This is a genomic window from Cryobacterium melibiosiphilum (assembly GCF_003602235.1).
Classification (GTDB): Bacteria; Actinomycetota; Actinomycetes; order Actinomycetales; family Microbacteriaceae; genus Cryobacterium; species Cryobacterium melibiosiphilum.
Genome location: NZ_QZVS01000090.1, coordinates 112,562 through 137,665, shown reverse-complemented (window position 1 = coordinate 137,665; position 25,104 = coordinate 112,562). Strand labels below are relative to the sequence as shown.

Annotated in this window: 21 protein-coding genes; 17 read left to right on the top strand and 4 right to left on the bottom strand. The window is 68.3% G+C overall.

The window, feature by feature from the left end; genetic code table 11:
* Positions 1 to 13: 13 nt before the first annotated feature.
* On the top strand, positions 14 to 970 hold the full coding sequence (locus D6T64_RS15300) for a bifunctional riboflavin kinase/FAD synthetase (protein WP_119975562.1): 957 nt from the start codon (positions 14 to 16) through the stop codon (positions 968 to 970).
* On the opposite strand, the gene D6T64_RS15295 is transcribed toward D6T64_RS15300, so the two are convergent.
* Complete coding sequence (locus D6T64_RS15295) at positions 967 to 1,188, bottom strand: hypothetical protein (protein ID WP_119975542.1); 222 nt, start codon at positions 1,186 to 1,188, stop codon at positions 967 to 969. The genes D6T64_RS15300 and D6T64_RS15295 overlap by 4 nt on opposite strands.
* Before the next feature lie 143 nt (positions 1,189 to 1,331).
* Here D6T64_RS15295 and D6T64_RS15290 point away from each other — a divergent pair, with 143 nt between their 5' ends.
* Together D6T64_RS15290 and D6T64_RS15285 are read left to right on the top strand one after the other, a co-directional pair.
* Positions 1,332 to 1,991 (top strand): ScbR family autoregulator-binding transcription factor, encoded by a 660-nt coding sequence (locus D6T64_RS15290; protein ID WP_119975541.1) that lies wholly within the window; start codon positions 1,332 to 1,334, stop codon positions 1,989 to 1,991.
* 9 nt (positions 1,992 to 2,000) lie between these two features.
* Positions 2,001 to 3,224, top strand: a complete 1,224-nt coding sequence (locus tag D6T64_RS15285) for an MFS transporter (RefSeq protein ID WP_119975540.1) — start codon at positions 2,001 to 2,003, stop codon at positions 3,222 to 3,224.
* 21 nt (positions 3,225 to 3,245) lie between these two features.
* On the opposite strand, the gene D6T64_RS15280 is transcribed toward D6T64_RS15285, so the two are convergent.
* Positions 3,246 to 4,178 (bottom strand): ROK family protein, encoded by a 933-nt coding sequence (locus D6T64_RS15280; RefSeq protein ID WP_119975539.1) that lies wholly within the window; start codon positions 4,176 to 4,178, stop codon positions 3,246 to 3,248.
* 144 nt (positions 4,179 to 4,322) lie between these two features.
* On the opposite strand from D6T64_RS15280, the gene D6T64_RS15275 reads away from it, so the two are divergent.
* The 4 genes from D6T64_RS15275 to D6T64_RS15260 all read left to right on the top strand — a co-directional run bounded on the left by D6T64_RS15275 (position 4,323) and on the right by D6T64_RS15260 (position 8,825).
* Positions 4,323 to 5,297 (top strand): sugar-binding transcriptional regulator, encoded by a 975-nt coding sequence (locus D6T64_RS15275; protein WP_119975538.1) that lies wholly within the window; start codon positions 4,323 to 4,325, stop codon positions 5,295 to 5,297.
* An 85-nt stretch (positions 5,298 to 5,382) separates the two neighbouring features.
* Positions 5,383 to 6,408 (top strand): deoxyribose-phosphate aldolase, encoded by a 1,026-nt coding sequence (gene deoC / locus D6T64_RS15270; RefSeq protein ID WP_119975537.1) that lies wholly within the window; start codon positions 5,383 to 5,385, stop codon positions 6,406 to 6,408.
* Between the two features lie 9 nt (positions 6,409 to 6,417).
* Positions 6,418 to 7,974 (top strand): aldehyde dehydrogenase family protein, encoded by a 1,557-nt coding sequence (locus tag D6T64_RS15265; protein ID WP_119975536.1) that lies wholly within the window; start codon positions 6,418 to 6,420, stop codon positions 7,972 to 7,974.
* A complete protein-coding gene (locus tag D6T64_RS15260; protein WP_119975535.1) occupies positions 7,971 to 8,825 on the top strand; it encodes an aldehyde dehydrogenase family protein in 855 nt (284 codons plus the stop codon). Before D6T64_RS15265 ends, D6T64_RS15260 begins: the two co-directional genes overlap by 4 nt.
* 605 nt (positions 8,826 to 9,430) lie before the next feature.
* Here the strand turns inward: D6T64_RS15260 and D6T64_RS15250 are convergent.
* Positions 9,431 to 10,576, bottom strand: coding sequence for an ROK family transcriptional regulator (locus D6T64_RS15250; protein ID WP_158594899.1), 1,146 nt, complete (start codon positions 10,574 to 10,576; stop codon positions 9,431 to 9,433).
* 221 nt (positions 10,577 to 10,797) lie between these two features.
* Here D6T64_RS15250 and D6T64_RS15245 point away from each other — a divergent pair, with 221 nt between their 5' ends.
* From D6T64_RS15245 to D6T64_RS15200, 10 genes are all read left to right on the top strand, one after another.
* Positions 10,798 to 12,978 carry an alpha-galactosidase gene (locus tag D6T64_RS15245; protein ID WP_119975532.1) on the top strand — a complete coding sequence of 727 codons (2,181 nt, stop codon included), beginning with the start codon at positions 10,798 to 10,800 and terminating at the stop codon, positions 12,976 to 12,978.
* 1 nt (position 12,979) lies between these two features.
* Complete coding sequence (locus tag D6T64_RS15240) at positions 12,980 to 13,924, top strand: carbohydrate ABC transporter permease (RefSeq protein WP_119975531.1); 945 nt, start codon at positions 12,980 to 12,982, stop codon at positions 13,922 to 13,924.
* Between the two features lie 137 nt (positions 13,925 to 14,061).
* Entirely contained in the window at positions 14,062 to 14,898 is an 837-nt protein-coding gene (locus tag D6T64_RS15235; RefSeq protein ID WP_119975561.1) for a carbohydrate ABC transporter permease, read from the top strand.
* Complete coding sequence (locus tag D6T64_RS15230) at positions 14,895 to 16,277, top strand: ABC transporter substrate-binding protein (RefSeq protein WP_119975530.1); 1,383 nt, start codon at positions 14,895 to 14,897, stop codon at positions 16,275 to 16,277. Before D6T64_RS15235 ends, D6T64_RS15230 begins: the two co-directional genes overlap by 4 nt.
* 79 nt (positions 16,278 to 16,356) lie before the next feature.
* Positions 16,357 to 17,841 carry an SDR family oxidoreductase gene (locus tag D6T64_RS15225; RefSeq protein WP_119975529.1) on the top strand — a complete coding sequence of 495 codons (1,485 nt, stop codon included), beginning with the start codon at positions 16,357 to 16,359 and terminating at the stop codon, positions 17,839 to 17,841.
* Positions 17,842 to 17,908: 67 nt separating this feature from the next.
* Positions 17,909 to 18,469 (top strand): GDSL-type esterase/lipase family protein, encoded by a 561-nt coding sequence (locus tag D6T64_RS15220; RefSeq protein ID WP_119975528.1) that lies wholly within the window; start codon positions 17,909 to 17,911, stop codon positions 18,467 to 18,469.
* A gap of 85 nt (positions 18,470 to 18,554) precedes the next feature.
* A complete protein-coding gene (locus tag D6T64_RS15215) occupies positions 18,555 to 20,420 on the top strand; it encodes a DUF2207 domain-containing protein (protein ID WP_119975527.1) in 1,866 nt (621 codons plus the stop codon).
* Entirely contained in the window at positions 20,420 to 20,761 is a 342-nt protein-coding gene (locus D6T64_RS15210; RefSeq protein ID WP_119975526.1) for a DUF6804 family protein, read from the top strand. Before D6T64_RS15215 ends, D6T64_RS15210 begins: the two co-directional genes overlap by 1 nt.
* 261 nt (positions 20,762 to 21,022) lie before the next feature.
* On the top strand, positions 21,023 to 23,188 hold the full coding sequence (locus tag D6T64_RS15205) for a DEAD/DEAH box helicase (protein WP_119975525.1): 2,166 nt from the start codon (positions 21,023 to 21,025) through the stop codon (positions 23,186 to 23,188).
* Positions 23,189 to 23,288: 100 nt separating this feature from the next.
* Positions 23,289 to 24,317: a 6-phosphofructokinase gene (locus D6T64_RS15200; protein ID WP_119975524.1), complete on the top strand. Its 1,029-nt coding sequence runs from the start codon at positions 23,289 to 23,291 to the stop codon at positions 24,315 to 24,317.
* Positions 24,318 to 24,824: 507 nt separating this feature from the next.
* Here the strand turns inward: D6T64_RS15200 and D6T64_RS15195 are convergent.
* A complete protein-coding gene (locus tag D6T64_RS15195; RefSeq protein WP_119975523.1) occupies positions 24,825 to 25,079 on the bottom strand; it encodes a mycoredoxin in 255 nt (84 codons plus the stop codon).
* Between the last annotated feature and the right edge of the window lie 25 nt (positions 25,080 to 25,104).

Below are 25,104 nucleotides of genomic sequence, written 5' to 3'. Positions count from 1 at the left end.
GCCGGACCGCCGCATGAACGTCTTCCGCGGTCTGACGTCGATTCCGACGGACTGGCCGGCCTCCGCCGTCACCATCGGCAAATTCGACGGCGTGCATGCCGGACACCGCGCGGTCATCGCCGAACTCGAGCGGCTCGCCGCCCGCGACGATCTCCGCACCGTTGTCGTGACTTTCGATCGGCATCCGCTCGCCCTGCTGGCGCCGGAGCGCTGCCCGCACGCCCTCGTCAGCACCGACCAGAAGCTCGACCTGCTCGCCGAGACCGGCGTCGACGCGACGCTCGTGCTCGAATTCACCCGGGAGCTGGCGGACCTCGAACCCGAAGACTTCGTGCGCAACGTCCTGGTCAGTGACCTCCACGCCCGGCACGTGCTCGTGGGGCGGGACTTTCGGTTCGGGCACCGTGGCGCCGGCGACGTGGCGCTGCTGCGGAAGCTCGGCATCCGCTTCGGGTTCGCCGTCGACCTGATTGAAGACGTCGGACTGGGCCAGCCACGACGGGTGTCGTCGACGTGGATTCGCGAGCTGCTTGCCGCCGGCGATGTGGCTGCGGCATCCCGGCTGCTCGGCCACCTGCCGACCATGCGAGGAATCGTCGTGCACGGCGCGGCGCGCGGCCGCGAGCTCGGTTTTCCCACGGCCAACCTCGAGCCCGAGGCCGAGGGACTCACTCCTGCCGACGGCGTTTACGCCGGCTGGCTGACGGATGCCGGTGTTCGTTACCCGGCGGCCATTTCGGTGGGCAAGAATCCCACCTTCGAAGGCATCGTTCAGACGCAGGTCGAGGCCTTCGTGCTCGACGAGGACATCGACCTCTACGGCCACCGCATTGACGTGGCGTTCGTGGAACACATTCGCGGCATGGTCGCCTACGAGGGCGTTGAGCCGCTGATCGCGCAAATTCGCGACGACGTCGCCCGCGTGCGGCAGATTCTCGCCGAGCCGGCCACGCAGCGCACCATCGGCTAGTTCAGCCGCACCCGGTTGCCGACCGCGAACCAGGCGATCGCACCGAAGACCGGGGCGAGGATGACGGCGAGCACCCAGTTGGTGCGCACGGTCTCGCGCAGGTGCACGGCGCGGCCGATCTGCACGAGGGCACCGATGACCAGGGCCACGATGAAGACGAGGGCTCCGAGACCGACACCGATGCCCACCCAGGCGCCCGTACTGATGATGTCATTCATGATGGTCCCCAAACACTGTTCCCCCGAAGTTCGTTCAGCGGCACGACACCGTGGCGCTTGAGATAACCATACCTATCAGTCCGTTTTTTGTCGAGTGGCAACCCGCTAGTCTAAATCGAGTAAATTCTTCCTGAGGAGTAGCAGTGGCACAACAGGCTCGAGCGGTCGTCACGCGGGCGGCGATCATCAGCGGCGCGGCCGCCGTATTTCAGCAGCGCGGTTACGGGAGCACCTCCCTCGCCGACGTCTGTGCCGAGGCCGGCGTCACCAAGGGGGCGCTGTACTTTCACTTCGACTCGAAAGAAGCCTTGGCCCGGGCCATCATCGAGTCCCAGCACGAGCTGTCCTCAGCGATCGGGCGGGACCTGGTCGCGTCGAATATGCGCGGACTGAACGCCATGATCGTGATGACCCTCGAAATCGCCGATCAGCTCCACAACAACCCGGTCGTCAGCGCGGGAGTGCGTCTCACGATCGAAGCCGCGAATTTCGCCTCGCCCGTCGACGCCCCCTACTTGGACTGGATGAAGGCCGCCGAAGTATTTCTGCGCCGGGGCCAAGTCGAGGGCGACATCACCGAAACGGTCGAGGTCTGCAGCGCGGCACACTTCCTCATCTCGGGGTTCACCGGGGTGCAGGTCGTGTCCGATGTGCTCACCCGCCGGGAAGACATCCAGCAGCGCCTCGTCGAGATGTGGCACATGCTGCTTCCCGGGCTGGTGCCCACCGATCGGCTTGCCGACCTGCTCACGCTGCCGGAACGCATCCGGGCGTCGCGTCAGGCCGCCCTCGGCCAGCACTAGACGCGCTCGGTGACTGACGCCGCTTTCCCTCCCCGCGGTCTCTGGGCGGGCCGACTGCTCGCGCTGCTCGGCATCGTCCTCGCGGCCGGCAGCCTGCGCACCGCCGTCGCGGCGCTGTCTCCCATCGTCTCGCTCGTCGAGGTCGACATTCCCCTCGGCGCCGTGGCGCTCGGGCTGCTCGGCATGCTGCCGCCGCTGTGTTTCGCGCTTTTCGGCATCGTCACTCCGATGTTCACCCGCCGGCTGAGCCTGGAACGCGTGCTGGTGCTCGCGTTGATCGCCCTCGCGATCGGCCACGTCGGTCGGGGCGGCGCGGGCTCGTTCGGCTGGTTCATCATGACGAGCGTCGTGACCTTCGCGGGACTCGGGGTGGCCAACGTGCTGCTGCCGCCCCTGGTCAAGAAATACTTTCCCGACCGGATCGGGCTGGTGACCTCCCTCTACGTCACGGTCGTCTCGCTCAGCGCGCTCGTGCCGCCGCTCGTGGCCGTTCCAATAGCGGATGCCGCGGGCTGGCGCGTCTCCCTGGGGCTCTGGGGCGTGCTCACCCTCTTCGCCCTCGTGCCGTGGGTGATGATGATCGTGCGCGACCGGCGGGCACCCGTCGACCGGCACGTGGAGGAAGCCGACGCGACGCTCCTGCGGCGCATCTGGGGTTCCCCGATCGCGTGGGCGATCGCCGTGATCTTCGGTGCGAGTTCGCTCAATGCCTACGCGATGTTCGCGTGGCTGCCGCAACTGCTGATCGACAGCGCCGGGGTGAGCCCCACCCAGGCGGGCATCATGCTGTCCCTCTACGCCGCGATGGGTTTTCCCTGCGCGGTCATCATTCCCGTCCTGACGGCCCGCCTGAAGAATGTGGCGGTGCTGGTCTACCTCGGCGTGTTCTTCTTCATCGCCGGCGACCTCGGCCTGCTGCTGTTGCCGGGAACGCTGACCTGGCTCTGGGTGAGTTTCGCGGGCCTCGGACCGCTGTTTTTTCCCCTCGCACTCGTGCTGATCAACCTGCGCACCCGAACCCACGAGGGTGCGGTGGCCCTGAGCGGTTTCGTGCAGAGCGTCGGTTACCTGATCGGAGCCCTCGGCCCGCTCGCGACGGCCCTGCTGCACGAAATGACCGGCGGCTGGACGTGGCCGCTGCTGTTTCTGCTCGCGACGGCGGTGCTGGTGACGATCGCCGGCGCCGTCATCAACCGTCCGCACATGCTCGAAGACGACCTGGCCCGTCCCTGAGGCCGGGGAAACCCGGCCAGGTCAGGCCACAAGCTCCGCGCGGTGCACGAGCGCGGCGGCACCGATCAGCGGGCCCGCGCCGGACAGCGTTGACGGCACGACCTGCACCCGGGTCGCGAAGGCGAAGGCGGTGCGCTCGGCGATGGCCTCGCGAGCGAACGTGAACAGGTCGGGGGTGACGTGGCTGAAGCCGCCGCCCACGGCTACCAGGTCGAGGTCGAGCAGGTTGGTGGCGGATGCGATGGCCTGGCCGAGCGCCCGGCCGCTGCGGCGCACGGCGCGCCGGGCAATGTCATTGCCGGCCGCGTAGGCGGCCGCGAGGTCTTCGCCGGTGAATCCGGCAAAGCCCTGGGCGCGTGCCCAGGCGACCGTCTTCGGGCCCGAGGCCACGGCCTCGAGGCAGCCGGTGCCGCCACAGGCGCAGGCGTCGTCGAAGCCGCCGACTTCGATGTGGCCGATGTGGCCGGCGTTGCCGCTCGGCCCGGTGACGGCGGTGCCGCCCACGATCAGGCCGCCGCCAACCCCGGTGGAGACGATCATGCCCATCAGGTTGTCGATGCCCTGGCCAGCGCCCACCCAGTGCTCGGCGAGCGCGATGCAGAGGCCGTCGAGGCGCAGCCGGGCGGGGGCATCCGGTACCAGGCCCTGCACGAGGTCGAGCAGCGGATAACCGCGCCAGACGGGAAGGTTCAGCGGGGAGATGGTGCCCTCGGCCACCACGATCGGCCCGGCGCAGCCGATGCCGACTCCCGCCAATGCGGCGCCTTCGGGCAGCGCTGCCCGCGCGCGGGACACCGCACGGGTGACGCTCAGCGTGAGCTCGTCGCTGCTGGCGGCCGGGCCGGTCGGCGCGCGGTGCCGGGAATTGTTCAGCACCAGGCCGTGCTCGTCGACGAGGGCCGCCTCAACCTTGGTTCCACCGAAATCGACTGCGAGCGCGTAGCTGGAATGCATGGCTTGAGCATAGTTCGTGGCTCCGGCGCGCGGGCCAGTGGATCTGCTCATCTGAGCGAAACCGGCAACAGCTGTTGCCGGAGCGTGGGGCGCAACCTAGGCTGGCCTGAAGCGCACCAGACGCGTACCGAGGGGAAGGACCGCATGATCGACGTCGACTCCGACGAACTGCTCTCGATTCGTGCCGCCGAGCTCTACTACGAAGAGAACAAGACCCAGGACGAGATCGGGCTCATCCTGAGCCTCACCCGGTGGAAGGTCGGCCGGTTGATCGCCCAGGCCAAGGCGAGCGGCTTCATCCGCATCGAAATCGTGCACCCGCGTGCGCGCCGCCCCGTCCTTGAACGACGACTGCGCGAAAAGTTTGGCCTGCAGGACGCCATCGTCGTCTCGACCGCCGGCCTCGACGCCTTCGACGGCGAGGCCGCCGCCGCCGTCGAAATGCAGTCCCGCACGGCGCACGCCGCCGCCGAGTACCTCACCCTGTTGCGTCCGTCTCCCCGCAGCCTTGGCGTCAGCTGGGGCCACACCGTGCACGCCGTCGCCCAGCAGCTGCGCCAGGGCTGGGCGCACGGCGTCTCCGTCGTGCAGATCAACGGCAGCGTCAGCCTCACCCGCAGCGCCGGAGTGGCCGCCCAGGCCGCGGTCACGATCGCCCAGAAGGGGGCTGGAACGGCCACCCTGCTGCCGAGCCCGGCGATCCTCGAGCGCCGGGAGACCCGGCTGGCGATCGAATCCGACCGCACGGTTGCGCAGGTTTTGGCCGCAGCGGCCGGTGCCTCCGCCTACCTGTTCAGCGCCGGGCCGGCCGACGAGAGTTCGGTGCACGTGGCCAGCGGCTACCTGAGTCTTGAGGAAATGGCCGCGCTCGTCGCGGCCGGCGCGGTCGGCGACGTGGTCGGCCGTTTCATCGACGCGAGTGGCGGTGTCGTCGATGACGACCTCGACGACCGCACCCTCGGCATCCGCCTGGCACAGCTGCGGGCCGCCGCGGTGGCGATCGCGGTGATCTCCGGGCCGGCGAAACACGAGATCGCCCGGACCGTCGTCGCGAGCGGCCTCTGCACGGTTCTCATCACCGACGAAAACACTGCCCTCGAGCTGCTCGACCAGACCTGACCCGCCACAACTGACCGGCTGCCGCCAATTTGCCTTCCCCCGTAATCTGCGTGACCGCCACCGACTCGACTCCAAAGGACAACCCATGACTTCACCGGCATTCGCCGCTCTGGCCACCCGGGAGCGCACCACGACGATCCTCGGCGGCGAAGCGACCGACGCGAACCTGCGCCGCTACCTGCACGGAATCCCGGGGATCGACGCCGTCGGCCTCGAACAGCGCGCGTCCGGCCTCGGCACCCGCTCGATCAAGACGAGCTCCAAGCGCTGGGCGATCGACAAGATCGTCAGCCTGATCGACCTCACCACCCTCGAGGGCGCAGACACCCCCGGCAAGGTGCGCTCCCTGGTCGGCAAGGCCGTCGCCCCCGACCCGAGCAGCCCCGACTGCCCCCGCGTCGCCGCCGTCTGCGTCTACGGCGATATGGTCGGTGCCGCCGTCGAGGCCCTGGGTTCGGCCCACTCCGCGCGCACCCCGGAGACTCCGGATGCCGGCATCCGCGTCGCCGCCGTCGCCACCGCGTTCCCGAGCGGCCGGGCCTCGCTCGCCGTGAAACTCGCCGATGTCGCCGATGCCGTGAACGCCGGCGCCGACGAGATCGACATGGTCATCGACCGCGGCGCGTTCCTCTCCGGCCGCTACGGCCAGGTCTTCGACGAGATCGTCGCCGTGAAGGCCGCCTGCGCCCGCGAGGGCGGCCCCGACGCCCACCTCAAGGTGATCCTCGAAACCGGCGAACTCAACACGTACGACAACGTGCGCCGCGCCTCCTGGCTCGCGATCCTCGCCGGTGGCGACTTCATCAAGACCTCCACCGGCAAGGTCGCCCCGGCGGCAACCCTGCCCGTGACCCTCTCGATGCTCGAGGTCGTGCGGGACTGGCACCGCCTCACCGGCGTGAGAATCGGCGTGAAGCCGGCCGGCGGCATCCGCACCTCGAAAGACGCGATCAAATACCTCGTCACCGTGGCCGAGACCGTCGGGGAGGAATGGCTCACCCCGCAGCTGTTCCGCTTCGGGGCCTCCGGCCTGCTGAACGACGTGCTGCTGCAGCGCCAAAAGATGACCACCGGACACTACTCCGGACCCGACTACGTGACGATCGATTAGGGAACGACAATGAAATTTCTTGACTACGCTCCCGCCCCCGAGTCGCAGGCCCTGCTGAACCTCAAGCCCGACTATGGCCTGTTCATCAACGGCGATTTCCAGCTCGGCAACGGAACCCCGTTTTCGACCATCTCCCCGGCCACCGAGAAGCAGATCGCGATGATCGCGAGCGCCACTGAAGCGGATGTCGACACCGCCGTCGCCGCCGCCCGCCGCGCCTACGATCGCACCTGGTCGCGCCTGAGCGGCAGCGACCGGGGCAAGTACCTCTTCCGCATCGCCCGCCTCATGCAGGAGCGCGCCCGCGAACTCGCCGTGGCGGAGAGCCTCGACAACGGCAAGCCGATCACCGAGAGCCGCGACGTCGATGTGCCGCTGGCCGCCGCGTGGTTCTTCTACTACGCCGGCTGGGCCGACAAACTCGACTACGCCGGGGTCGGCCCGAACCCGGCCGCGCTCGGGGTCGCCGCCCAGGTGATCCCGTGGAACTTCCCGCTGCTGATGCTCGCGTGGAAGATCGCACCGGCCCTCGCCGCCGGCAACACCGTCGTGCTGAAGCCCGCCGAAACCACCTCGCTGACCGCGATGCTGTTCGCCGAGATCCTGCAGCAGGCCGACCTGCCCAACGGTGTGGTCAACATCATCACCGGCGCCGGCGCCACCGGCCAGGCCCTCGTCAATCACCCCGACGTGAACAAGGTCGCCTTCACCGGATCGACCGCCGTGGGCCGCATGATCGCCCGGTCCGTCGCCGGCACCGACAAGAAGCTCACCCTCGAGCTCGGCGGCAAGGGCGCGAACATCGTCTTCGACGACGCCCCGATCGACCAGGCCATCGAGGGCATCATCAGCGGTGTCTTCTTCAACCAGGGCCACGTCTGCTGCGCCGGCAGCCGCCTGCTGGTGCAGGAGAGCATCCACGACGAGGTCATCGACCGGCTGAAGGCCCGCATGAACACCCTGCGGGTCGGCGATCCGCTCGACAAGAACACCGACGTCGGCGCGATCAACAGCGCCGAGCAATTGCAGCGCATCCGCGAACTCTCCGACATCGGCGTGCAGGAGGGCGCCGAACGCTGGAGCCCCGACTGCGTGCTTCCCCAGGAGGGTTTCTGGTTCGCTCCCACTATCTTCACCAACGTGTCGACGAGTCACCGCATCGCCCGCGATGAGGTCTTCGGCCCGGTGCTGTCGGTGCTCACCTTCCGCACGCCCGCCGAGGCCATCGCCAAGGCCAACAACACCCCGTACGGCCTGTCCGCCGGTATTTGGAGTGACAAGGGCAGCCGCATCCTCGCCGTCGCCGACAAGCTGCGCGCCGGGGTGATCTGGGCGAACACCTTCAACAAATTCGACCCGGCCAGCCCCTTCGGCGGCTACCAGGAATCCGGCTACGGCCGTGAGGGCGGCCGCCACGGACTCGCCGCCTACCTGGCCCCGGCGGTGCGCCCCGGCAGCCGCTCGAAGACGGCCGCCGTCACCACGGCAGCAGCCGCAGCGAAGGGCGACACCGCGAAAGTATCCGCCGACAAGGCCGCCTCCGCCCGAAAGAAGGCCACCAAATGACCCGCCTGACCGTTCCCAAGACCTACAAGCTCTACATCGGCGGCAAGTTTCCGCGCAGCGAGTCCGGCCGCGTCTACGCCGTCTCGAGCGCGGCCGGCGACTTTCTCGCCAACGCGGCGCAGGGGTCTCGTAAAGACGCCCGCGATGCCGTCGTGTCCGCCCGAGCGGCGCTGAAGGGCTGGTCAGGGGCGACCGCGTACAACCGCGGCCAGGTGCTCTACCGCATCGCCGAACTGCTCGAGGGTCGTCGCGCTCAGTTCGTGGACGAGATCATGCAGGCCGAAGGGGCCAGTGCGGCCGGCGCATCCGCCCAGGTCGACGACGCGATCGACGCCTGGGTCTGGTACGCCGGTTGGGCCGACAAATACGTGCAGGTCGCCGGCAACGCCAACCCCGTGTCGGGCCCGTATTTCAACCTGTCGGTGCCGGAGCCGACCGGCGTTGTCGCCATCGTCGCCCCGCAGACCGGCGGCTCGTTGCTCGGCTTCGTGAGTGCCATCGCCCCGGCCCTCGTCGCCGGCAACACCGTGGTCGTCATCGCCCACGAGACCGCGCCGCTGACGGCGATCAGCCTGGGCGAGGTGCTCGCCACGAGCGACGTGCCCGGGGGAGTGGTGAACATCCTCACCGGCTCGCCGGCCGAGATCGCGCCGTGGCTGGCCAGCCACGGCGACGTGAACGCCCTCGACCTGCTGGGAGCCGGGGCCCTCGACTGGGTCGACCTGCAGATCGCGGCCGCCGACACCCTGAAACGCGTGCTTCCGCCCGAAGCGGATGCCGTGCCCTCCCTCGCCCGCATCCTCGCCTTCACCGAGACCAAGACCGTCTGGCACACCAAGTCCCTGCTCTAGTCATCACTGCCGGAACGGCGTGTGCCTGACCACCTGGCGTGCGTCGAAAACCTGCTCCTGCTGCCACAAACTGCTCGTGCTCCTGGCCTGCCAGGCGCACGAGCAGTTTTCGGGCGCATGGGTGTGCCGGGGTGCCCGATCGGCGGGTTGGGGCAGGGCTGGGCGTTCGCTGCGCGGGTGTTGCGCTCGCGGCTGCCACGAGTGGGCGCAAATGGCCCCTTGGCGAATGTGAGTGGGCGCAAATGGCCCCTTCGCCGGCGGTCATGGGGCCATTTGCGCCCACTCGCGTGCGGCCAGCGTGCCTCATGGGACGATTTGCGCCCACTCGCGGTGGCGGTCAGCGCGCCACTGGGGAGTGGCGGCCCTGTGTCGATGTTGCGCCGCTGCCACTATGTGTCGCACGACCATCACGACCATCACGACCATCACGACCATCACGACCATCACGACCATCACGACTATCACGACCATCACGGCAACGCAGGCGATTCAGTGGAAGGCGCGAAAGCGGCTGACTCGTCGGTCTGCCGTTCTCAGACCGACGCCTCACCCGCCTTCGCGGGCTGGGCGGCCTGGGCGGCCTGGGCGGCCTGGGCAGCCTGGGGTCAGCGGCCGACGACGAAGGTTTCGATGGCCGAGACGGCGGCGCCGCGCGCCCACTCCGTGAAGCCGATGACCTGCACTTCGAGGTCGATCGGGGCCGCCCGCTGGTCGCGATGTGCCTCGATTCCACGCTGCAGGGCCGCGGCGCCAGCGATGGCCAGGCCGATTCCGTCGCCGGTGAGAATGATCTTGTGCGGCATCGCCACGCTCGCGATCGAGGCGATGAGCTTGCCGAGTGCGAACGCGGCCGTCTCGACGATGGCTGCGGCCGCCGGGTTCGACGGTGCCCGCGCGAGCAGTTGCTCGTGCGTGATGGAATCGCCGAGCGCGAGCCTGGCCCGCCCGAGGAGCGCCGGTGTGGTCAGGATGGTTTCGGCGCAGCCGGTGTGGCCCTGGGCGCAGACCCCGCCGCCGATGTCGAGCGGCAGGTGCGCGATCGTGCTGAGGCCCGCGTCGGGACCCTCGAGGATGCGTCCGCCCACGACGAGCCCGTAGCCGACGCCGGAGCCGATGGTCAGCAGTGCGAAGTGGTCGTAGGACTTCGCTGCGCCAAACCATTTCTCGGCGCGCACGAGCGCGAGAAGGTCGTTGTCCACGACGAGGGGAATGTTCAGGAGCGGCCGCAGAAGGGCCCCGAAGTCCACCGAATACCAGCCCAGCAGCGGTGCGCCCGACACCCAGCCCTCGGCGGTAACCGGGCCGCCGAGGCTCACGCCGGCGGCGCGCACCGCATAGCCGCGCTGAGCAAGTTCGGCGATGACCGTCGCCACGTCCTGGGCCACCTCGGCGGGTTCAAGGCTCGCCAGCGGATGGGTCGTCTCGGCCACAACCTGCGCCCGCAGGGTCGTCACCACGGCGTGGATCGCGGTCTCGGTGATCTTCACCCCGACGTAGAAATCGCGGCGCAGTTCGGTGTCGAGGGGTTCCTCGGGGCGTCCCATGCCCGCCGTCGGCACCGGCGCGAGTTCGACGAGCAGGCCGGACTCGACGAGTGGCTTCACGACGCGGGTCACGCTTCCGGGCGAGATGCGGAGTCGGGTCGCGAGCTGCTTGCGACTGAGCGGACCGTTGAGCAGCACGTCCACGGCGACCGAGTGGGCCATGCCGTCAAGCGGCACCGGCAGTGGCGGCGTCACCGGTGAGCTCATGCGTGCGCTCGATTCCTGTCGTCTGGGCCAGCGAAGGCGGGCCTGCCACATAATACCGCTATTCAAAGAAGTTACCAGAAAATCAGGGAAACCAGGGCGAAAACGGACTCTGCTCGTGCACTTGACAGCTACATAGTTTCATGGTGATACTAAGTCACGGGTTCCCGTGATCATTCACCGATCAGGAGCCCACCACAAAGCTGTGATGTCGAGGAGAAGCAATGCCGCTGAACACCGAACCCGCCCCCACCGGCACGACTGCACCTGCGACCGGCGTGGTGCACCTGCGCCGCGGTGGCGTGAGCGTCGTGCTCGACCTCACCGCCGGCCGATTGCCGGTCGTCGCCTACTGGGGCGGTGACCTCGGCCACCTCGGCATCGATTCCCTGGCCGCCCTGGTGCGGGCCGGTATTCCCGCCGTCGTTCCCAACGACCTCGACGTACCCGAACTCGTCGAGGTACTGCCCGGCGCGTCCGGCGGCTGGCGGGGCCAGCCCGGCATCGAGGGTCACACGGAGGGGGCCGACTGGACCCTGCGGTTCACCGCCGAATCCGCCACGGTCGACAGCATCGACGACACGGCCGTCGCGCTCACCGCCACCGCCATCGACCCCGCAGCCGGCATCCGCACGGTTCTGCGGCTCGAGCTGCTGCCGTCGGGCCTGTTCCGCCACCGCGCCACGGTGACCCGGGTCGCCGGAGCCGAGTACGTGCTCGATTCCCTGCAGCTGGCCCTGCCCGTTCCGCGTCGAGCGAGCGAACTGCTCGACCTCGCCGGCCGCTGGGGCCACGAACGCACCCCGCAACGTCTGCCGTTCGCCGTGGGCACCCACCTGCGCGACAGCCGCCGCGGCCGCACCGGCACCGACGCCGCCCTCATCCTCGCCGCCGGGACCCCCGGCTTCGGGTTCAACGCCGGCGAGGTCTGGGCCCTGCACGTGGGCTGGAGCGGCAACCACCGCGAATACGCGGAACGACTCTCCAACGGCACCCAGGTGCTCGGCGGGGGAGAGCTGCTGCTGCCCGGCGAGGTGCGCCTGGCCGCCGGCGACAGTTACGACAGCCCCTGGGTCTACGCCTCCTGGGGCCGGGGCCTCGACCAGGTCGCCGAACGGTTCCATGATTACCTGCGGTCTCGCCCGGGGCATCCGTCGTCGCCGCGGCCGGTCGTCTTGAACACATGGGAGGCCGTGTACTTCGACCATGACCTCGGTCGCCTCACCGAACTGGCAGAGGCGGCCGCCGAGGTGGGCGCCGAACGCTTCGTGCTCGACGACGGATGGTTCCGCCACCGCCGCGACGACAGCGCCGGCCTCGGCGACTGGTACGTCGATGAAACGGTTTGGCCCGACGGCCTCGACCCGCTGATCGACAGGGTGACCGGCCTCGGCCTGCAATTCGGGCTCTGGGTCGAACCCGAGATGATCAACCCCGACTCCGACCTCGCGCGAGCCCACCCCGAATGGATGCTCGCCCCCGCCGGGCGGCTTCCGGTAGCGTCGCGCCAGCAGCAGGTGCTCGACCTCGGCCATCCGGAGGCCTTCGCCCACATTCTGCAGCGTCTCGACGAGATCCTGACCCGCAACCGCATCGGCTACCTGAAGTGGGACCACAACCGCGACCTCGTCGAGGCCGGCCATTCGCCGACCGGGGCCGCCGGGGTGCACGAGCAGACCCTCGCCGTGTACCGCCTGCTCGACGAACTGCGCGAGCGCCACCCGGGCGTCGAGATCGAATCCTGTTCGTCGGGCGGCGGTCGCGCCGACCTCGGGATTCTCGAACGCACCGATCGCATCTGGGCCAGCGACGTGATCGACCCGCTCGAACGCCAGCAGATTCAGCGCTGGACCGGCCAGCTCGTGCCGCCCGAACTCGTCGGATCGCACGTCGGCTCGCCGACGGCCCACACCACCGGCCGCAGTCACGCGCTCAGCTTCCGCGCCGGAACCGCCCTCTTCGGCCACTTCGGCATCGAATGGGACATCTCGCGGGCAACCCAGGCCGAGCGCGCCGAACTCGCCGACTGGGTTTCCCTCTACAAGGAGCTCCGTGGCCTGCTGCACACCGGCCGGGTGGTGCGCGCCGACCACGCCGACGCATCCGCTCTGCTGCACGGTGTCGTGGGCGAGACCGACGCCCTGTTCGCGTTCGTGCAGCTGACCACGCCGCTGACCGCCATTTCGGGCCCGGTCGTGCTGCCGGGCCTCGAGCCGGCCGGCACCTATCGGGTGGCCGCCCAGTACCCCGGCGACCGCCCAAACTGTCGGTCGACGACGACGCTGCCCTGGCTCGGCGACGGCGGCGTCACCCTGCCCGGCTCGGTGCTGGCCGAATCGGGACTGCAGATGCCCGCCCTGCACCCCGAACAGCTGCTGTTGCTGCGCGTCACCCGGGTGGGCTGAGATGTCCACCCTCACCCTGACACCGACCACGACGGATGCCCCCGCCCGGCCGGATTCGAAACGCAACCACAGGCGCGCGGTACGCCGACAGACCTGGGTCGCCATCGCGTTCATCGCGCCCTCGCTGCTCGGCTTCGCGGTGTTCTACTTCTGGCCGACCGTGCGCGGCATCTATCTGAGCTTCACCGACTATGACGTCTTCACGGCGCCGGTGTGGGTGGGGCTCGACAACTATGCCCGGCTGTTCACCGACGAGACGTTCCACAACTCCGCGCGGGCAACGCTGCTGTACGTCGCGATCAACATCGCGCTGCAGACCGTCCTCGCGCTGGCCCTCGCGGTGCTGATGCACCGGCTCACCCAGTCGACCTTCATCCGCAGCGTCGTCGTGATGCCCTACCTCGTGGCCAACGTCGTCGTCGCGCTGGTCTGGTTCTGGATGCTCGACTTTCAGATCGGCATCGTCAACGAGGGCATCCAGGCTCTCGGCGGCCACGCCATCGCCTTCTTCGGTGACGAAACCTGGGCTATCCCGACGATCGCGCTCGTCAACACCTGGCGTCACCTCGGCTACACGGCGCTGCTGATCTTCGCCGGGCTGCAGATGATTCCGAAGGATGTCTACGAGGCCGCCCGCACCGACGGCGCGAGCGAGTGGCAGATGTTCTGGCGCGTCACCGTTCCGCTGCTGCGGCCGGTGCTCGCCCTCGTCTTCGTGATCACCATGATCGGGTCGTTCCAGGTGTTCGACACCGTGGCCGTCACGACGAGCGGTGGCCCCGGCGACGCCACCCGGGTCGTGCAGTACTACATCTTCGATCTGGCCTTCCAACGCCTCGACTTCGGCTACGCCTCCGCTATTTCCGTCGTACTCCTCGCGGTGCTCGGGGTGATCGCGGCGGTGCAGCTGCGCCTCACCCGGGCCGGCGAATCAGACCTGAACTAGGACCCACCGTGACCACCACCACCGATCCCGCTCCCATCACATCCACCACGGCCACCACATCCACGGCCACCACACCCGGCACCACCAAACGCCGCCGCGTGCGGCCCCCGACCGGCAAGATCATCGCCTGGGTCGCCATGGGCGCCTTCATGCTCATCACCCTTTTCCCCTTCTATTGGATGCTGCGCACGGCACTGTCCAACGGCGCCGCCCTCGCGACGGACCCGGGCTCACTCCTGCCGGTCGAGTTCACCTGGGGAGCCTTCGAACGGGTGCTCGGCCTCGCCACCACCGCCGAGGCGCAGGCTCAGGGCGGCTCGGGGGCGAGTCTCAACTTCTGGGGCTACCTGCTCAACTCCGTCCTCGTGGCGACGATCATCACTGCCGGCCAGGTCTTCTTCGGGGCGCTCGCCGCCTACGCGTTCGCGCGGCTGCGCTGGCCCGGCCGCAACGCCGTGTTCTTCCTGTTCCTCATCGCACTGATGGTGCCGCCGATCTTCACCCAGCTGCCCAACTTCCTGCTGATGCGCGACCTCGGCCTGATCAACACCTACGCCGGCATCGTGCTGCCCTTCTTCTTCATGACGCCGTTCGCGATCTTCTTCCTGCGGCAGTTCTTCCTGGGCATCAGCAGCGAGGTCGAGGAAGCCGCCCGGCTCGACGGGGCCGGCCACCTGCGCATCTTCTTCCGCATCATCCTGCCGATGAGCACCGGCCCCCTCGCGACCCTCGCCATTTTGCAGTACATCCAGGCCTGGAACGAATATTTCTGGCCGCTGCTGGTCGGCAGCGACAGCAGCGTGCGCGTGCTCACCGTCGCGCTCGGCGTGTTCCGCTCGCAGACCCCGCAGGGCACCCCGGACTGGGCCGGCCTGATGGCCGCCGCCCTGCTCGCCGCGTTGCCCATCCTCCTTCTCTTTATCGTCTTCAGCCGAAAGATCGTGAACTCGATCGGATTCTCGGGGATCAAATGACCAGCCACACGCACCAGCCGCGCCGACGTTTTCGGCGCACCGCGGCATCCGTCATCGCCGTTGCCGTCACCGTGACCCTCGCCGGCTGCGCCCAGGCCGGAACCGCCGAGGGCGCCTGGGGTGAGGCCGGCGAACTGAGCTACTGGATGTGGGACTCGAACCAGATGCCCGTCTACCAGCAGTGCGCCGATGATTTCGAGCTGCTGCACCCCGATATCACCATCGCCATCGAACAGTACGGCTACGACGATTACTGGAACAAGCTGATGACCTCGTTCGTCGCGAACTCGGCGCCCGACGTGTTCGTGGACCACAGCTCGAAATACGGCGACTACGCCGAACGCGGCCTCATCGAGAACCTCGATCCGCTGATCAACGCCGCCGACATCGACACGACCCGCTTCGTCGACGGCACCCTCGAACTCTGGCAGGGACGGGACGGCAACCAGTACGGCATGCCCAAGGACTGGGACACCGTCGCGATCTTCTACAACGAGGACATGACGACGGATGCCGGAATCAGCGCCGCCGACCTCGCCGCGATGACCTGGAACCCCACCGACGGCGGCAGCTATGAGCAGGTGATCGCGAGCCTCACCGTCGACACCAACGGGGTGCGCGGCAACGAAGCGGGCTTCGACAAGACCAGCGTCGAGACGTTCGGGCTGGGGCTCGACGACTCCGGCGGCGGTTACGGGCAGCTCAGCTGGTCGATGCTCGCGGCGACGACGGGCTGGACCTCCATGGACGAACCGACCTGGGGCAGCACGCTCAACTACGACGACGAGCGCTTTCAGGACACCATCGCCTGGTGGCGGGGGCTGATCGAGAAGGGTTACATGCCGCCGCTCGCGCAGACCGTGGGCGCGAGCCTGTCCACGCAGTTGCAGGCCGGCTCCTACGCCATGGTCACCGACGGGGCATGGAACATCAACACCTTCGACAAACTGCAGGGGGTGAACCTGAATACGGCCGCCACACCGGCCGGCGTCGACGGTGAGCGGGCGAGCATGTTCAACTCGCTGGCCGACTCGATCTCCGTGTCCTCCACCAAGAAGGCGGCGGCGTGGGAATGGGTGCAGTACCTGGCCTCGACCGACTGCCAGCAGGTTGTCGCGGAGGCCGGAGTCGTGTTTCCGTCGATCAGCTCGGTCGGCGACGACGCCGAGGCGGCCTTCGCCGAGACCGGGTTCGACATCGACGCCTTCACGACGCACATCGACGATGAGACGACCGTGCTCTTTCCGCTGTCCGGTGCTGCCGTGGAGATCAACGCGGTCATGACCAACGCGATGGACCGGGTGCTGTCGTTCGGGCTGGACCCGTCGGACCTGACGGAGGTCAATGAGCGGGTGAACGGGCTCCTCAACGACTACTAGTCCAGCGGGCTCGCCGGTCGAGCCGCTTTGGCGGGAGGCGTTCAGCTAACTCGGTAAGGTATCCGGATAGGGTAAGAAAATGACTGCTGAAACGGTACTGGTAACGGGCGCGACGGGATACATCGGCGGGCGCCTCGTGCCCCGGCTGCTCGAGGCCGGGCACACGGTGCGCGTGCTCGTGCGCACGCCCGAGAAACTCCGTGACGTGCCCTGGGCCGACCAGGTCGAGATCTTCGAGGGAGACCTCACCGACCGGGCCTCCGTCGACCGGGCGGTCGTGGGTATCGAGGTCTTCTACTACCTCGTGCACTCCATGGGCGCCGCCGGTGACTTCGAACAGATTGAACTGACGAGCGCCCGTAACGTCGCCGCGGCGGCACGGCAGGCCGGTCTGAAGCGCATCGTCTACCTCGGCGGCTTGCACCCCGACACCGCCGAACTGTCCGAACACCTCCGCTCCCGCACCGCGGTCGGTCGTATCCTGCTCGACTCGGGCGTGCCGACCGTCGCGTTCCAGGCCGGGGTCGTCATCGGCAGCGGCTCGACGTCGTTCGAGATGATCCGGCACCTCACCGACGTGTTGCCCTACATGCCCGCGCCCAAGTGGGTGCGCAACAAGATCCAGCCGATCGCCGTGCGCGACGTGCTCTACTACCTGCTGAGCGCAGCAAGCCTCCCGCCGGAGATCAACCGCACCTTCGACATCGGCGGCCCCGACGTGCTGCGCTACGGGCAGATGATGAACGGCTACGCCCTCGAGGCCGGCCTGCGCCAGCGAGCGATCGCGTCGCTGCCGGTGCTGACCCCGTGGCTGGCCTCGCAGTGGGTGAACCTCGTCACTCCGATCCCGCGCAGCCTGGCCATCCCGATCATCGCCTCGCTGCAGTACGACTGCGTCGTGAACGAACACGACATCGACGGTGTCATCCCGCCGCCGCCCGGAGGTCTCACGGGCTATCGCACGGCGGTCAAGCTGGCCCTGGGCCGCATGAAGGTCGGCGACGTGGAGACCAGCTGGCGCAACTCCTCTATCGAAGGAGCGTCGAGCAACCCGCTGCCGAGCGACCCCGATTGGGCCGGCCACATCGTCTACACCGACCTGCGCGAGATGCACACCCCCGCGAAACCGGCCGACCTCTGGCGGGTCATCGAGGGTATCGGCGGCGACAACGGCTGGTACTCCTTCCCCTTGGCCTGGGCGGTGCGCGGCTGGATGGACAAGATCGTCGGCGGGGTTGGTCTCCGTCGTGGTCGCCGTCACCCCGACGAGCTGCACACCGGCGAGGTGCTCGATTTCTGGCGGGTCGAACAGATCGACCACGGCAGCTTTCTGCGCCTGCGCGCCGAGATGCGCGTTCCCGGCCTGGCCTGGCTTGAAATGACCGTGACGCCGGCGGATGACGGTGGTTCGATGTACCGTCAGCGCGCGGTGTTCTTTCCCCGCGGCCTCGGCGGCCGGCTGTATTGGTTCTCGATACTGCCGTTCCACGGTGTGATTTTCAGCGGGATGGCCAATCGCATCACCGCGACCGCGGCGGCCGAGAGCCCGGTGCTGCGAGCCTAGGATCGGCTGCGAAGACTGGCGGGCATGCCCTCTTCCGAGGCATGATGGAAGCGATCGGGAGGCTACTGTGACTGTTTCAATTGCTTTTCTAGGCGACGGACTAACCGTGGGCGGCCAGTGGGAACACTGGTTTCCCGAGTACGACATCCTCAATCTGGCGGTCGCCGGCAACACCACCGATGATGTGCTCGGCGCACTGGACGCTGTCGTCGAGCTTCGACCCGACGCGATCGTGATCGGCGTCGGAACCAATGACCTCGGGTGGCGCAAGAGCGACGAGTACGTCGTGCGCAACCTCGAGACCATCATGCATTCCCTGCGTAAACGGCTGCCGGAGACCCGCATCCTGGTGCAATCACTGCTGCCGCGCGGCAAGGACTTCGCCGAGACCATCAGGTCCATCAACCGGCACATCTGGCAGTACGCCCCGACCCAATATGTGCGCTATCTCGACCTGTGGCCGGCCCTGTCCACGCCCGACGGCGAGCTGGGCCCCGACTTCACCGAGGATCAACTGCACCTCACCGACGCCGGCTACGAGGCCTGGGTCGCTGAGCTGCGTCCCGGACTCGAGATGCTCTTCGAACTGCCGCCGTCGACCACGTCGATCCCCATCCAGCACGCCTAGGCTGCTACAGATCCGCACCCGCGTGCGACGCCGGGTCCGTCCGGTGGGGGAGGCCCGACCGGCACCCGCTCGGTAGACTTACGGTATGCGTCGACCGATTCGCCTCGTCATCGCGGTGGCACTGGTCTGCGCCGCTCTCGTCGCCGTGCCGACGGCCGCTTCTGCAGACGTTGATGACTTCACCTTCGACTCGTGGCACTCCGAGTTCGAGCTCGGGATCACCGCCGAGGGGTATTCCACCCTGAATACGGTCGAAACGATCGTGGCCCGCTTTCCTGAGAGCGACCAGAACCACGGCCTCAACCGTGCCATCCCCACGCACTATGAGGGTGACCCCACCGGTCTCGAGATCGAGAGCGTGACCGACGAAAACGGCGTCCCCCGCGACTTCGAGACCGAGTCAGCCGACGACGACCTCGAACTGCTCGTGATCAGCGACGACGACTTCGTGCATGGCGCCCAGACCTATGTCATCACGTACAGCCAGACCCACGTCGTGCTGAACCCCGACGATTCAGACCAGCAGGAGTTCTACTGGGACGTCAACGGCACCGGCTTCACCCAGCCGATCGCTGAGATCTCGGCGACGGTCACCCTCGACGACGAGATCGCCGACTCGTTCACCGGCAACACTGCCTGTTATCGCGGCGCGCAGGGCTCCACCCGGGGATGCGGCACGCTGGATCTCTCCGAAGCGGATGCCGCCACGTCGGTCACCGTCGCCGCGACCGACCTGGCCCCCCGCGAAACCCTCACGATCGTCGCCGAGTTCGCGGCGGATACCTTCACCCCGCGAGACGACTCCTTCACGGCGACCCCGTTTCCCGGCATCGCAGCCGGGGCGGCGCTGCTCGCGCTGCTCGTCATGATCGGTGCGATCATCGCGCGCGCCACAGCCTGGCGGCACGCGCCGGGCCGCCCGACGATCATCGCCGAGTACCTGCCGCCCCGCGGAGTCAACCTGCTGCAGGCGAGCGACGTGGCCGGCGGAACCACGAAGGCGATGGCCGCGCTGTTCCTCAGCCTCGCTGTTCGGGGCAACCTCCGGGTGATCGAGACCGAGCCGATCGGCACGAAGGCCGGTGCCAAGAAGAAGGCCGGAGCAGTGAAGGCCTCGGCGACCCCGCACTATGCGCTGGAACTGCGGAGCAGTGACGGTATCGACGAGACCGAGCGCGGCATCCTGAACCTGCTCTTTCCCGGGATGGCACCCGGCGGTCGCCGTGACCTGCAGGCAAAGGACGCGAAGCTCACCGCGGCGCTGCTCAAGGTGACCGCATTCGTGCGTCGCGGCATGCTCACGGCCGGGTATCGCACCCAGCCCGGTGGTGCCCTGCGCACCTGGCTGCTCGTGCTCGGCTGCGTGTTCGGCGGGGTGGCGGCCATCGCGAGCTTCATCGCCGGGGTGACGGAGATCGGTGGAGCCTGGCCGATCGTGACCGTCATCGTGGGAATCCTCACCGCGATCACGACCGTGGTGGTGGCCGGGTCCGTGCGCCCGCTCACCGCGACCGGCGCGGAACTGCGCGACTACCTGAAAGGCCTCAAGTTGTATATTGCCCTCGCCGAAGTCGATCGACTTCGTGTCCTGCAGAGTCCCGAGGGAGCGCTGCGCTCCCCGGGTCGGCCGCGGCCCGGCTTCGACGGCGGGTCAGACCCGAGTCGGGTGCTCAAGCTGTACGAGCGGGTGCTGCCCTACGCGGTGCTCTTCGGCCAGGAGAAGGAGTGGTCGAGCGTGCTCGGCGAGTACTATCAGGGCGCTGAGACGCAGCCCGACTGGTACGTCGGAAGCGGCAGCTTCAACGCCCTCTACTTCGCGGCGGGCATCGGCGCATTCTCGGCCACGACCACGGCCGCCTGGTCGGGAAGTGCGGCGAGCTCGTCGAGTTCGGGCATGAGCGGGGGATCCGCCGGCGGCGGCGGTGGCGGCGGCGGGGGAGGCGGTAACTGATGACACGCATGGGAACCCCCCTCGAACCGACCTTCACCCGCGCAGCGCTGGCCCCCGGCCTGCTCGGAGCGATCGCGTTGCTGGCCGGCATCGCCCTGCTCGAGAGCGAGGGCTTTATCGTCATCCGCTACGCGGCGAGCATCCTCGCGCTGATCCTCTGTGTCTTCGTGATCCAGGCCAAAGCGTGGTGGTGGCTCCTCGGCCTGGTGCCGATCGCGGTGCTCTGGAACCCGGTGGCGATCCTGCCGTTGGAGGGAACCGGGTGGGCCTTCGCCCAGATGGCCGGCGCGATCGTGTTCATCGTCGTCGGCGTGCGTACCAAAGTGCCGGTCCATAAATAGCCTGGACCCGCCGGACTGGCGGTCGGTCGGGAACGCCTCGCGGGCGTACACTGGAACCGCGCTTGGAGAACCCGATCACCAATTCGACCGTGCCGTTGTTTATGCAGTCACTGCGCATGTAGTCACTGCAGATCCGACGTCACGATGCTCGATCCGGGGTTCAGCGTGTCGATCGCGTCGACGTCCACGGAACCTCGTGCCCGGCCGCCGCCACCGACGAGCGCGGTCCACATGTGCCGTGCTGCTGTGAAGTGGAGAACAATGGCCCAGACTCGCCACCAGACCACCGGCTCCGGCCGGACCAATGCGCCCCGGCGTACCCGTCCGCGTTCGCGCGACGACGACGCCCCGATCATCCCGATCCTCGCGCGCAAGGTGCGCGAGGTCGAGGCGAAGGCGCAGACCGGCGGCAAGCTCGGCCCCACCAATCGCACCAAATTCCAGGTCATCGCGCTGCTCATGCGCGAGGAACGCGCCCGCGTCAAGGGCGACAGCGACCAGACCGACGGCAACCGCGCCGAACTGCTGAAACGCCTCGACGGAATCGCCCAGATCCTCGCCCGCACCGCAGCGCGCGACACCAGCCTGATCACCCTGCTCGAACCGGATGCCTCGGTGTCGACGGTCGCCCAGCGCTTCCGTCGGGACTGGCTGCTCGAATCCGGCGCCGCACTCAGCCCCGACGAACTCATCATCAGCCGCGAACCCGAGGTCAAACCGGTCATGCCGGTCGGCCAGGTCGTGCCCCAGTCGGTCAAGGCCCGCCAGCTCGCCAATCCCTTTCTCGCCCCCGACTTCAGCGCGGCAGCGCCGCCGCCCGTCTCCCGCGCCCGCCGGCTCGCCAACTGGGAACTGCTTGGCCCGCTCTTCAAATCCTTCGAGTACGGCTCCGGTGGCCAGGCCGCGAGCATGGACATGCCCGAAGCCCCCCGGCTCGACCGGCTGTCGCCCCCCGGAATGGAACTCATGCGCCACCAGGCGCGTTTCATCGAGAGCGCACGCCAGGGCCACCGCAGTTATCTGCTCGCCGACGAGCCGGGACTGGGCAAGACCGCGCAGAGCCTGCTCGCGGCATCCGTCACCAATTCCTACCCGCTGCTGGCCATCGTGCCGAACGTCGTCAAGATGAACTGGGCCCGCGAGGTCGAACTGTGGACACCCAACCGCCGCGCGACCGTGATCCACGGCGACGGCGACACCCTCGACGCCTTCGCCGACGTCGTCGTCGTCAACTACGACGTGCTCGACCGGCACCTCGCCTGGCTCGGCTCGCTCGGGTTCAAGGGCATGGTCGTCGACGAAGCCCACTTCATCAAGAACCTGCAGTCGCAGCGGTCGAAGCACGTGCTGGCCCTCGCGGAGCAGATCCGCCGCCGCACCCCGAACCCGCTGCTGATGGCCCTCACCGGAACCCCGCTCATCAACGACGTCGACGACTTTCGGGCGATCTGGCAGTTCCTCGGCTGGATCGAGGGCGACAAGCCCGCACCCCAACTGCTGCAGGCTCTCGAAGACACCGGCCTGACGCCGGCGGATGTCGGTTTCTACCCGGAAGCACGCGCCTCGGTCATCGACATGGGCATCGTTCGTCGCCGCAAGGTCGACGTCGCCACCGACCTGCCGGCCAAGCGTGTCGCCGACCTTCCCGTCGAACTCGACGACGACCTCGGCCGCTCCATCCGGCAGGCCGAACGTGAACTCGGCGCCCGCCTGGTCAAGCGCTACACGGCGCTCATCGCGGCCCGCAAGGACCGCGGCGACTCGTCGCTGTCCCCGGCGGAGACCCGCACCGCGTACATTCGTGCGGTCGCCCTCGCCGAACTCGAAGATTCCAAGGGCCAGACCACCGGGGAGAACGTCTTCACGATGGTGCGCAAGATCGGCCAGGCCAAGGCCGGCCTCGCCGCCGACTATGCCGCCCAGCTGGCGCGGTCCGTGGGCAAGGTCGTCTTCTTCGCCAAGCACATCGACGTCATGGATGCCGCGGAGGAGATCTTCGCCAAGCGTGACCTGAAGACGGTGTCGCTGCGCGGGGACCAGACCGCGCTGGCCCGCCAAGCTGCGATCGACGCGTTCAACAACGATCCCGACGTCAGCATCGCGGTGTGCTCGCTGACCGCTGCCGGTGTCGGCGTCAACCTGCAGGCATCCTCGAACGTCGTGCTCGCCGAGCTGAGCTGGACTGCGGCCGAACAGACGCAGGCCATCGACCGGGTGCACCGCATCGGGCAGGACGAACCCGTCACCGCCTGGCGCATCATCGCCGCCCACACAATCGACGCGCGCATCGCCGACCTCATCGGCAGCAAGGAGGGCCTCGCGGCCCGCGCGCTCGACGGATCGACCGAGCCGGTCGGACCGGAAGAGACCGTGCAGGCCAGCGCCCTGATCTACCTGCTGGGTCAGGCGCTCGACGGTAACCTGTAGCCCGAAGGCGACCCCGCAACACAACGGATTTGAGTCCCGCCGCCCCCCGGCCCATCATTAGGGGGCGGCAGTTTGCCGCTGTTGACAAGATCGGCCACACATGAAGATCGGTATCCTCACCAGCGGCGGCGACTGCCCCGGGCTCAACGCCGTCATTCGCGGCGCCGTGCTCAAGGGAGTGCGCGCGCACGATGCCGAGTTCGTCGGCATCCGCAACGGCTGGCGCGGACTCGTGCAGGGCGACTTCATGAAACTCGACCGGCACAGCGTGCGCGGCCTCTCCCGTCAGGGCGGCACCATCCTCGGCAGCTCCCGCACCAACCCCTTCGAGGGCGAGAACGGCGGGCCGGAGAACATCCAGCGCACGCTCGACGCCCAGGGCATCGACGCCGTCATCGCGATCGGCGGCGAGGGCACCCTCACCGCGGCGCACCGCCTCACCGAGGCCGGCCTCAAGATCATCGGCGTGCCGAAGACGATCGACAACGACCTCGAGGCCACCGACTACTCCTTCGGCTTCAACACCGCCGTCGAGATCGCCACCGAGGCCATCGACCGGCTGCGCACGACCGCAGAGTCACACGGCCGCTGCATGATCGTCGAGGTCATGGGCCGCCACGTCGGCTGGATCGCCCTGCACTCCGGCATGGCCGGCGGAGCCCATGCCATTCTCATTCCCGAGCAGCCCAAGACGATCGAGCAGATCTGCGAGTGGGTCGAGCACGTGCGCGACCGCGGCCGTGCCCCGGTCATCGTGGTCTCCGAGGGCTTCCTGCTCGCCGGCATGGAGGAGGCCCACTCGCACAAGGGCCTCGACGCCTTCGACCGCCCCCGCCTCGGCGGCATCAGCGAACTCATCGCGCCGATGATCGAGGAGCGCACCGGCATCGAGAGCCGTGCCACCGTGCTCGGTCACACCCAGCGCGGCGGTGCACCGTCGGCGTACGACCGCGTGCTCGCGACCCGGCTCGGCATGGCCGCGATCGACGCGGTGCAGAACTCACAGTGGGGCTCGATGGTGTCGCTGCGCGGCACCGAGATCGACGTGGTCAGCATCGCCGCCGCGACGATCGGCCTCAAGAAGGTCTCCCCGGCCCGCTACGACGAGGCCGCGGTGCTGTTCGGCTGATCGAGCTCGGGCGGCCAGCGCGCTGCTTCGTTCCGGCCCGCCGCGGGTCAGCCCGCTCCGGTGGCTCAGATTCGCTGCGCGGTACCTGCGCCGCAGCGCGGTAGGCGTGCCAACGGCGTAGCGGCGCACCTACCGCGCACCTCCCTCGTCGCCCTCCGCAGGCAAGAAAAGGCCTCAGCTGCGCGGTACTTGCGCCGGTGCCCCGCACCGGCGCCGCGTCGTATGTCGGCCGGTGCGCGGTAGTTGCGCTGCTGCGCGGTGGTTGCGCCGCGTCATAGATAACCCGCTGCGCAGTGGTTGCGCCGCTGCCTGGCGCCGTACCGCGTTCGGCTGGGCGGGCACGCCGCATTCGACGACGGATGCCGCGACATCCGTCGACCGCGCCGCTGCCCGCGGGCAGGCCCGCACCTCTCGACGGAGAGTGACCGCGAGAACACAGTCAGGCCAGCCCGAGAAGAGTGCTTTTCGAGCCGAACTCCGTCGAATGGTGCAGGCCGTTCAGCCCGGTCAGGCCAGTTTGGCCTGCACCTGCGCGATCGACGGGTTCGTTGCGGCGGAACCGTCGGGGTACAGAATCGTGGGCACGGTCTGATTGCCGTCGTTCAGGCTCATCACGAGCTCTGCCGTGCCGTCGACCTCTTCGATGTTCACCTCGGTGTAGCCGATCCCGGCCTTGTCGAGCTGCACCTTCAGGCGCTTGCAATAGCCGCACCAGTTCGTCGTGAACATGGTGATGGTTCCGGTGTTCGGTACAAAGTCCATGGGCTCAGCTTAGGCTGCGCCGCTG

What these genes read in the sequence shown, in the direction of transcription:
- D6T64_RS15300 (WP_119975562.1), top strand. Translation starts at nt 14, where the DNA reads ATGAACGTCTTCCGCGGTCTGACGTCGATTCCGACGGACTGGCCGGCC.
- D6T64_RS15295 (WP_119975542.1), bottom strand. Translation starts at nt 1,188, where the DNA reads ATGAATGACATCATCAGTACGGGCGCCTGGGTGGGCATCGGTGTCGGT.
- D6T64_RS15280 (WP_119975539.1), bottom strand. Translation starts at nt 4,178, where the DNA reads ATGCATTCCAGCTACGCGCTCGCAGTCGATTTCGGTGGAACCAAGGTT.
- D6T64_RS15275 (WP_119975538.1), top strand. Translation starts at nt 4,323, where the DNA reads ATGATCGACGTCGACTCCGACGAACTGCTCTCGATTCGTGCCGCCGAG.
- deoC (WP_119975537.1), top strand. Translation starts at nt 5,383, where the DNA reads ATGACTTCACCGGCATTCGCCGCTCTGGCCACCCGGGAGCGCACCACG.
- D6T64_RS15265 (WP_119975536.1), top strand. Translation starts at nt 6,418, where the DNA reads ATGAAATTTCTTGACTACGCTCCCGCCCCCGAGTCGCAGGCCCTGCTG.
- D6T64_RS15260 (WP_119975535.1), top strand. Translation starts at nt 7,971, where the DNA reads ATGACCCGCCTGACCGTTCCCAAGACCTACAAGCTCTACATCGGCGGC.
- D6T64_RS15250 (WP_158594899.1), bottom strand. Translation starts at nt 10,576, where the DNA reads ATGAGCTCACCGGTGACGCCGCCACTGCCGGTGCCGCTTGACGGCATG.
- D6T64_RS15245 (WP_119975532.1), top strand. Translation starts at nt 10,798, where the DNA reads ATGCCGCTGAACACCGAACCCGCCCCCACCGGCACGACTGCACCTGCG.
- D6T64_RS15240 (WP_119975531.1), top strand. Translation starts at nt 12,980, where the DNA reads ATGTCCACCCTCACCCTGACACCGACCACGACGGATGCCCCCGCCCGG.
- D6T64_RS15235 (WP_119975561.1), top strand. Translation starts at nt 14,062, where the DNA reads ATGGGCGCCTTCATGCTCATCACCCTTTTCCCCTTCTATTGGATGCTG.
- D6T64_RS15230 (WP_119975530.1), top strand. Translation starts at nt 14,895, where the DNA reads ATGACCAGCCACACGCACCAGCCGCGCCGACGTTTTCGGCGCACCGCG.
- D6T64_RS15225 (WP_119975529.1), top strand. Translation starts at nt 16,357, where the DNA reads ATGACTGCTGAAACGGTACTGGTAACGGGCGCGACGGGATACATCGGC.
- D6T64_RS15215 (WP_119975527.1), top strand. Translation starts at nt 18,555, where the DNA reads ATGCGTCGACCGATTCGCCTCGTCATCGCGGTGGCACTGGTCTGCGCC.
- D6T64_RS15210 (WP_119975526.1), top strand. Translation starts at nt 20,420, where the DNA reads ATGACACGCATGGGAACCCCCCTCGAACCGACCTTCACCCGCGCAGCG.
- D6T64_RS15205 (WP_119975525.1), top strand. Translation starts at nt 21,023, where the DNA reads ATGGCCCAGACTCGCCACCAGACCACCGGCTCCGGCCGGACCAATGCG.
- D6T64_RS15200 (WP_119975524.1), top strand. Translation starts at nt 23,289, where the DNA reads ATGAAGATCGGTATCCTCACCAGCGGCGGCGACTGCCCCGGGCTCAAC.
- D6T64_RS15195 (WP_119975523.1), bottom strand. Translation starts at nt 25,079, where the DNA reads ATGGACTTTGTACCGAACACCGGAACCATCACCATGTTCACGACGAAC.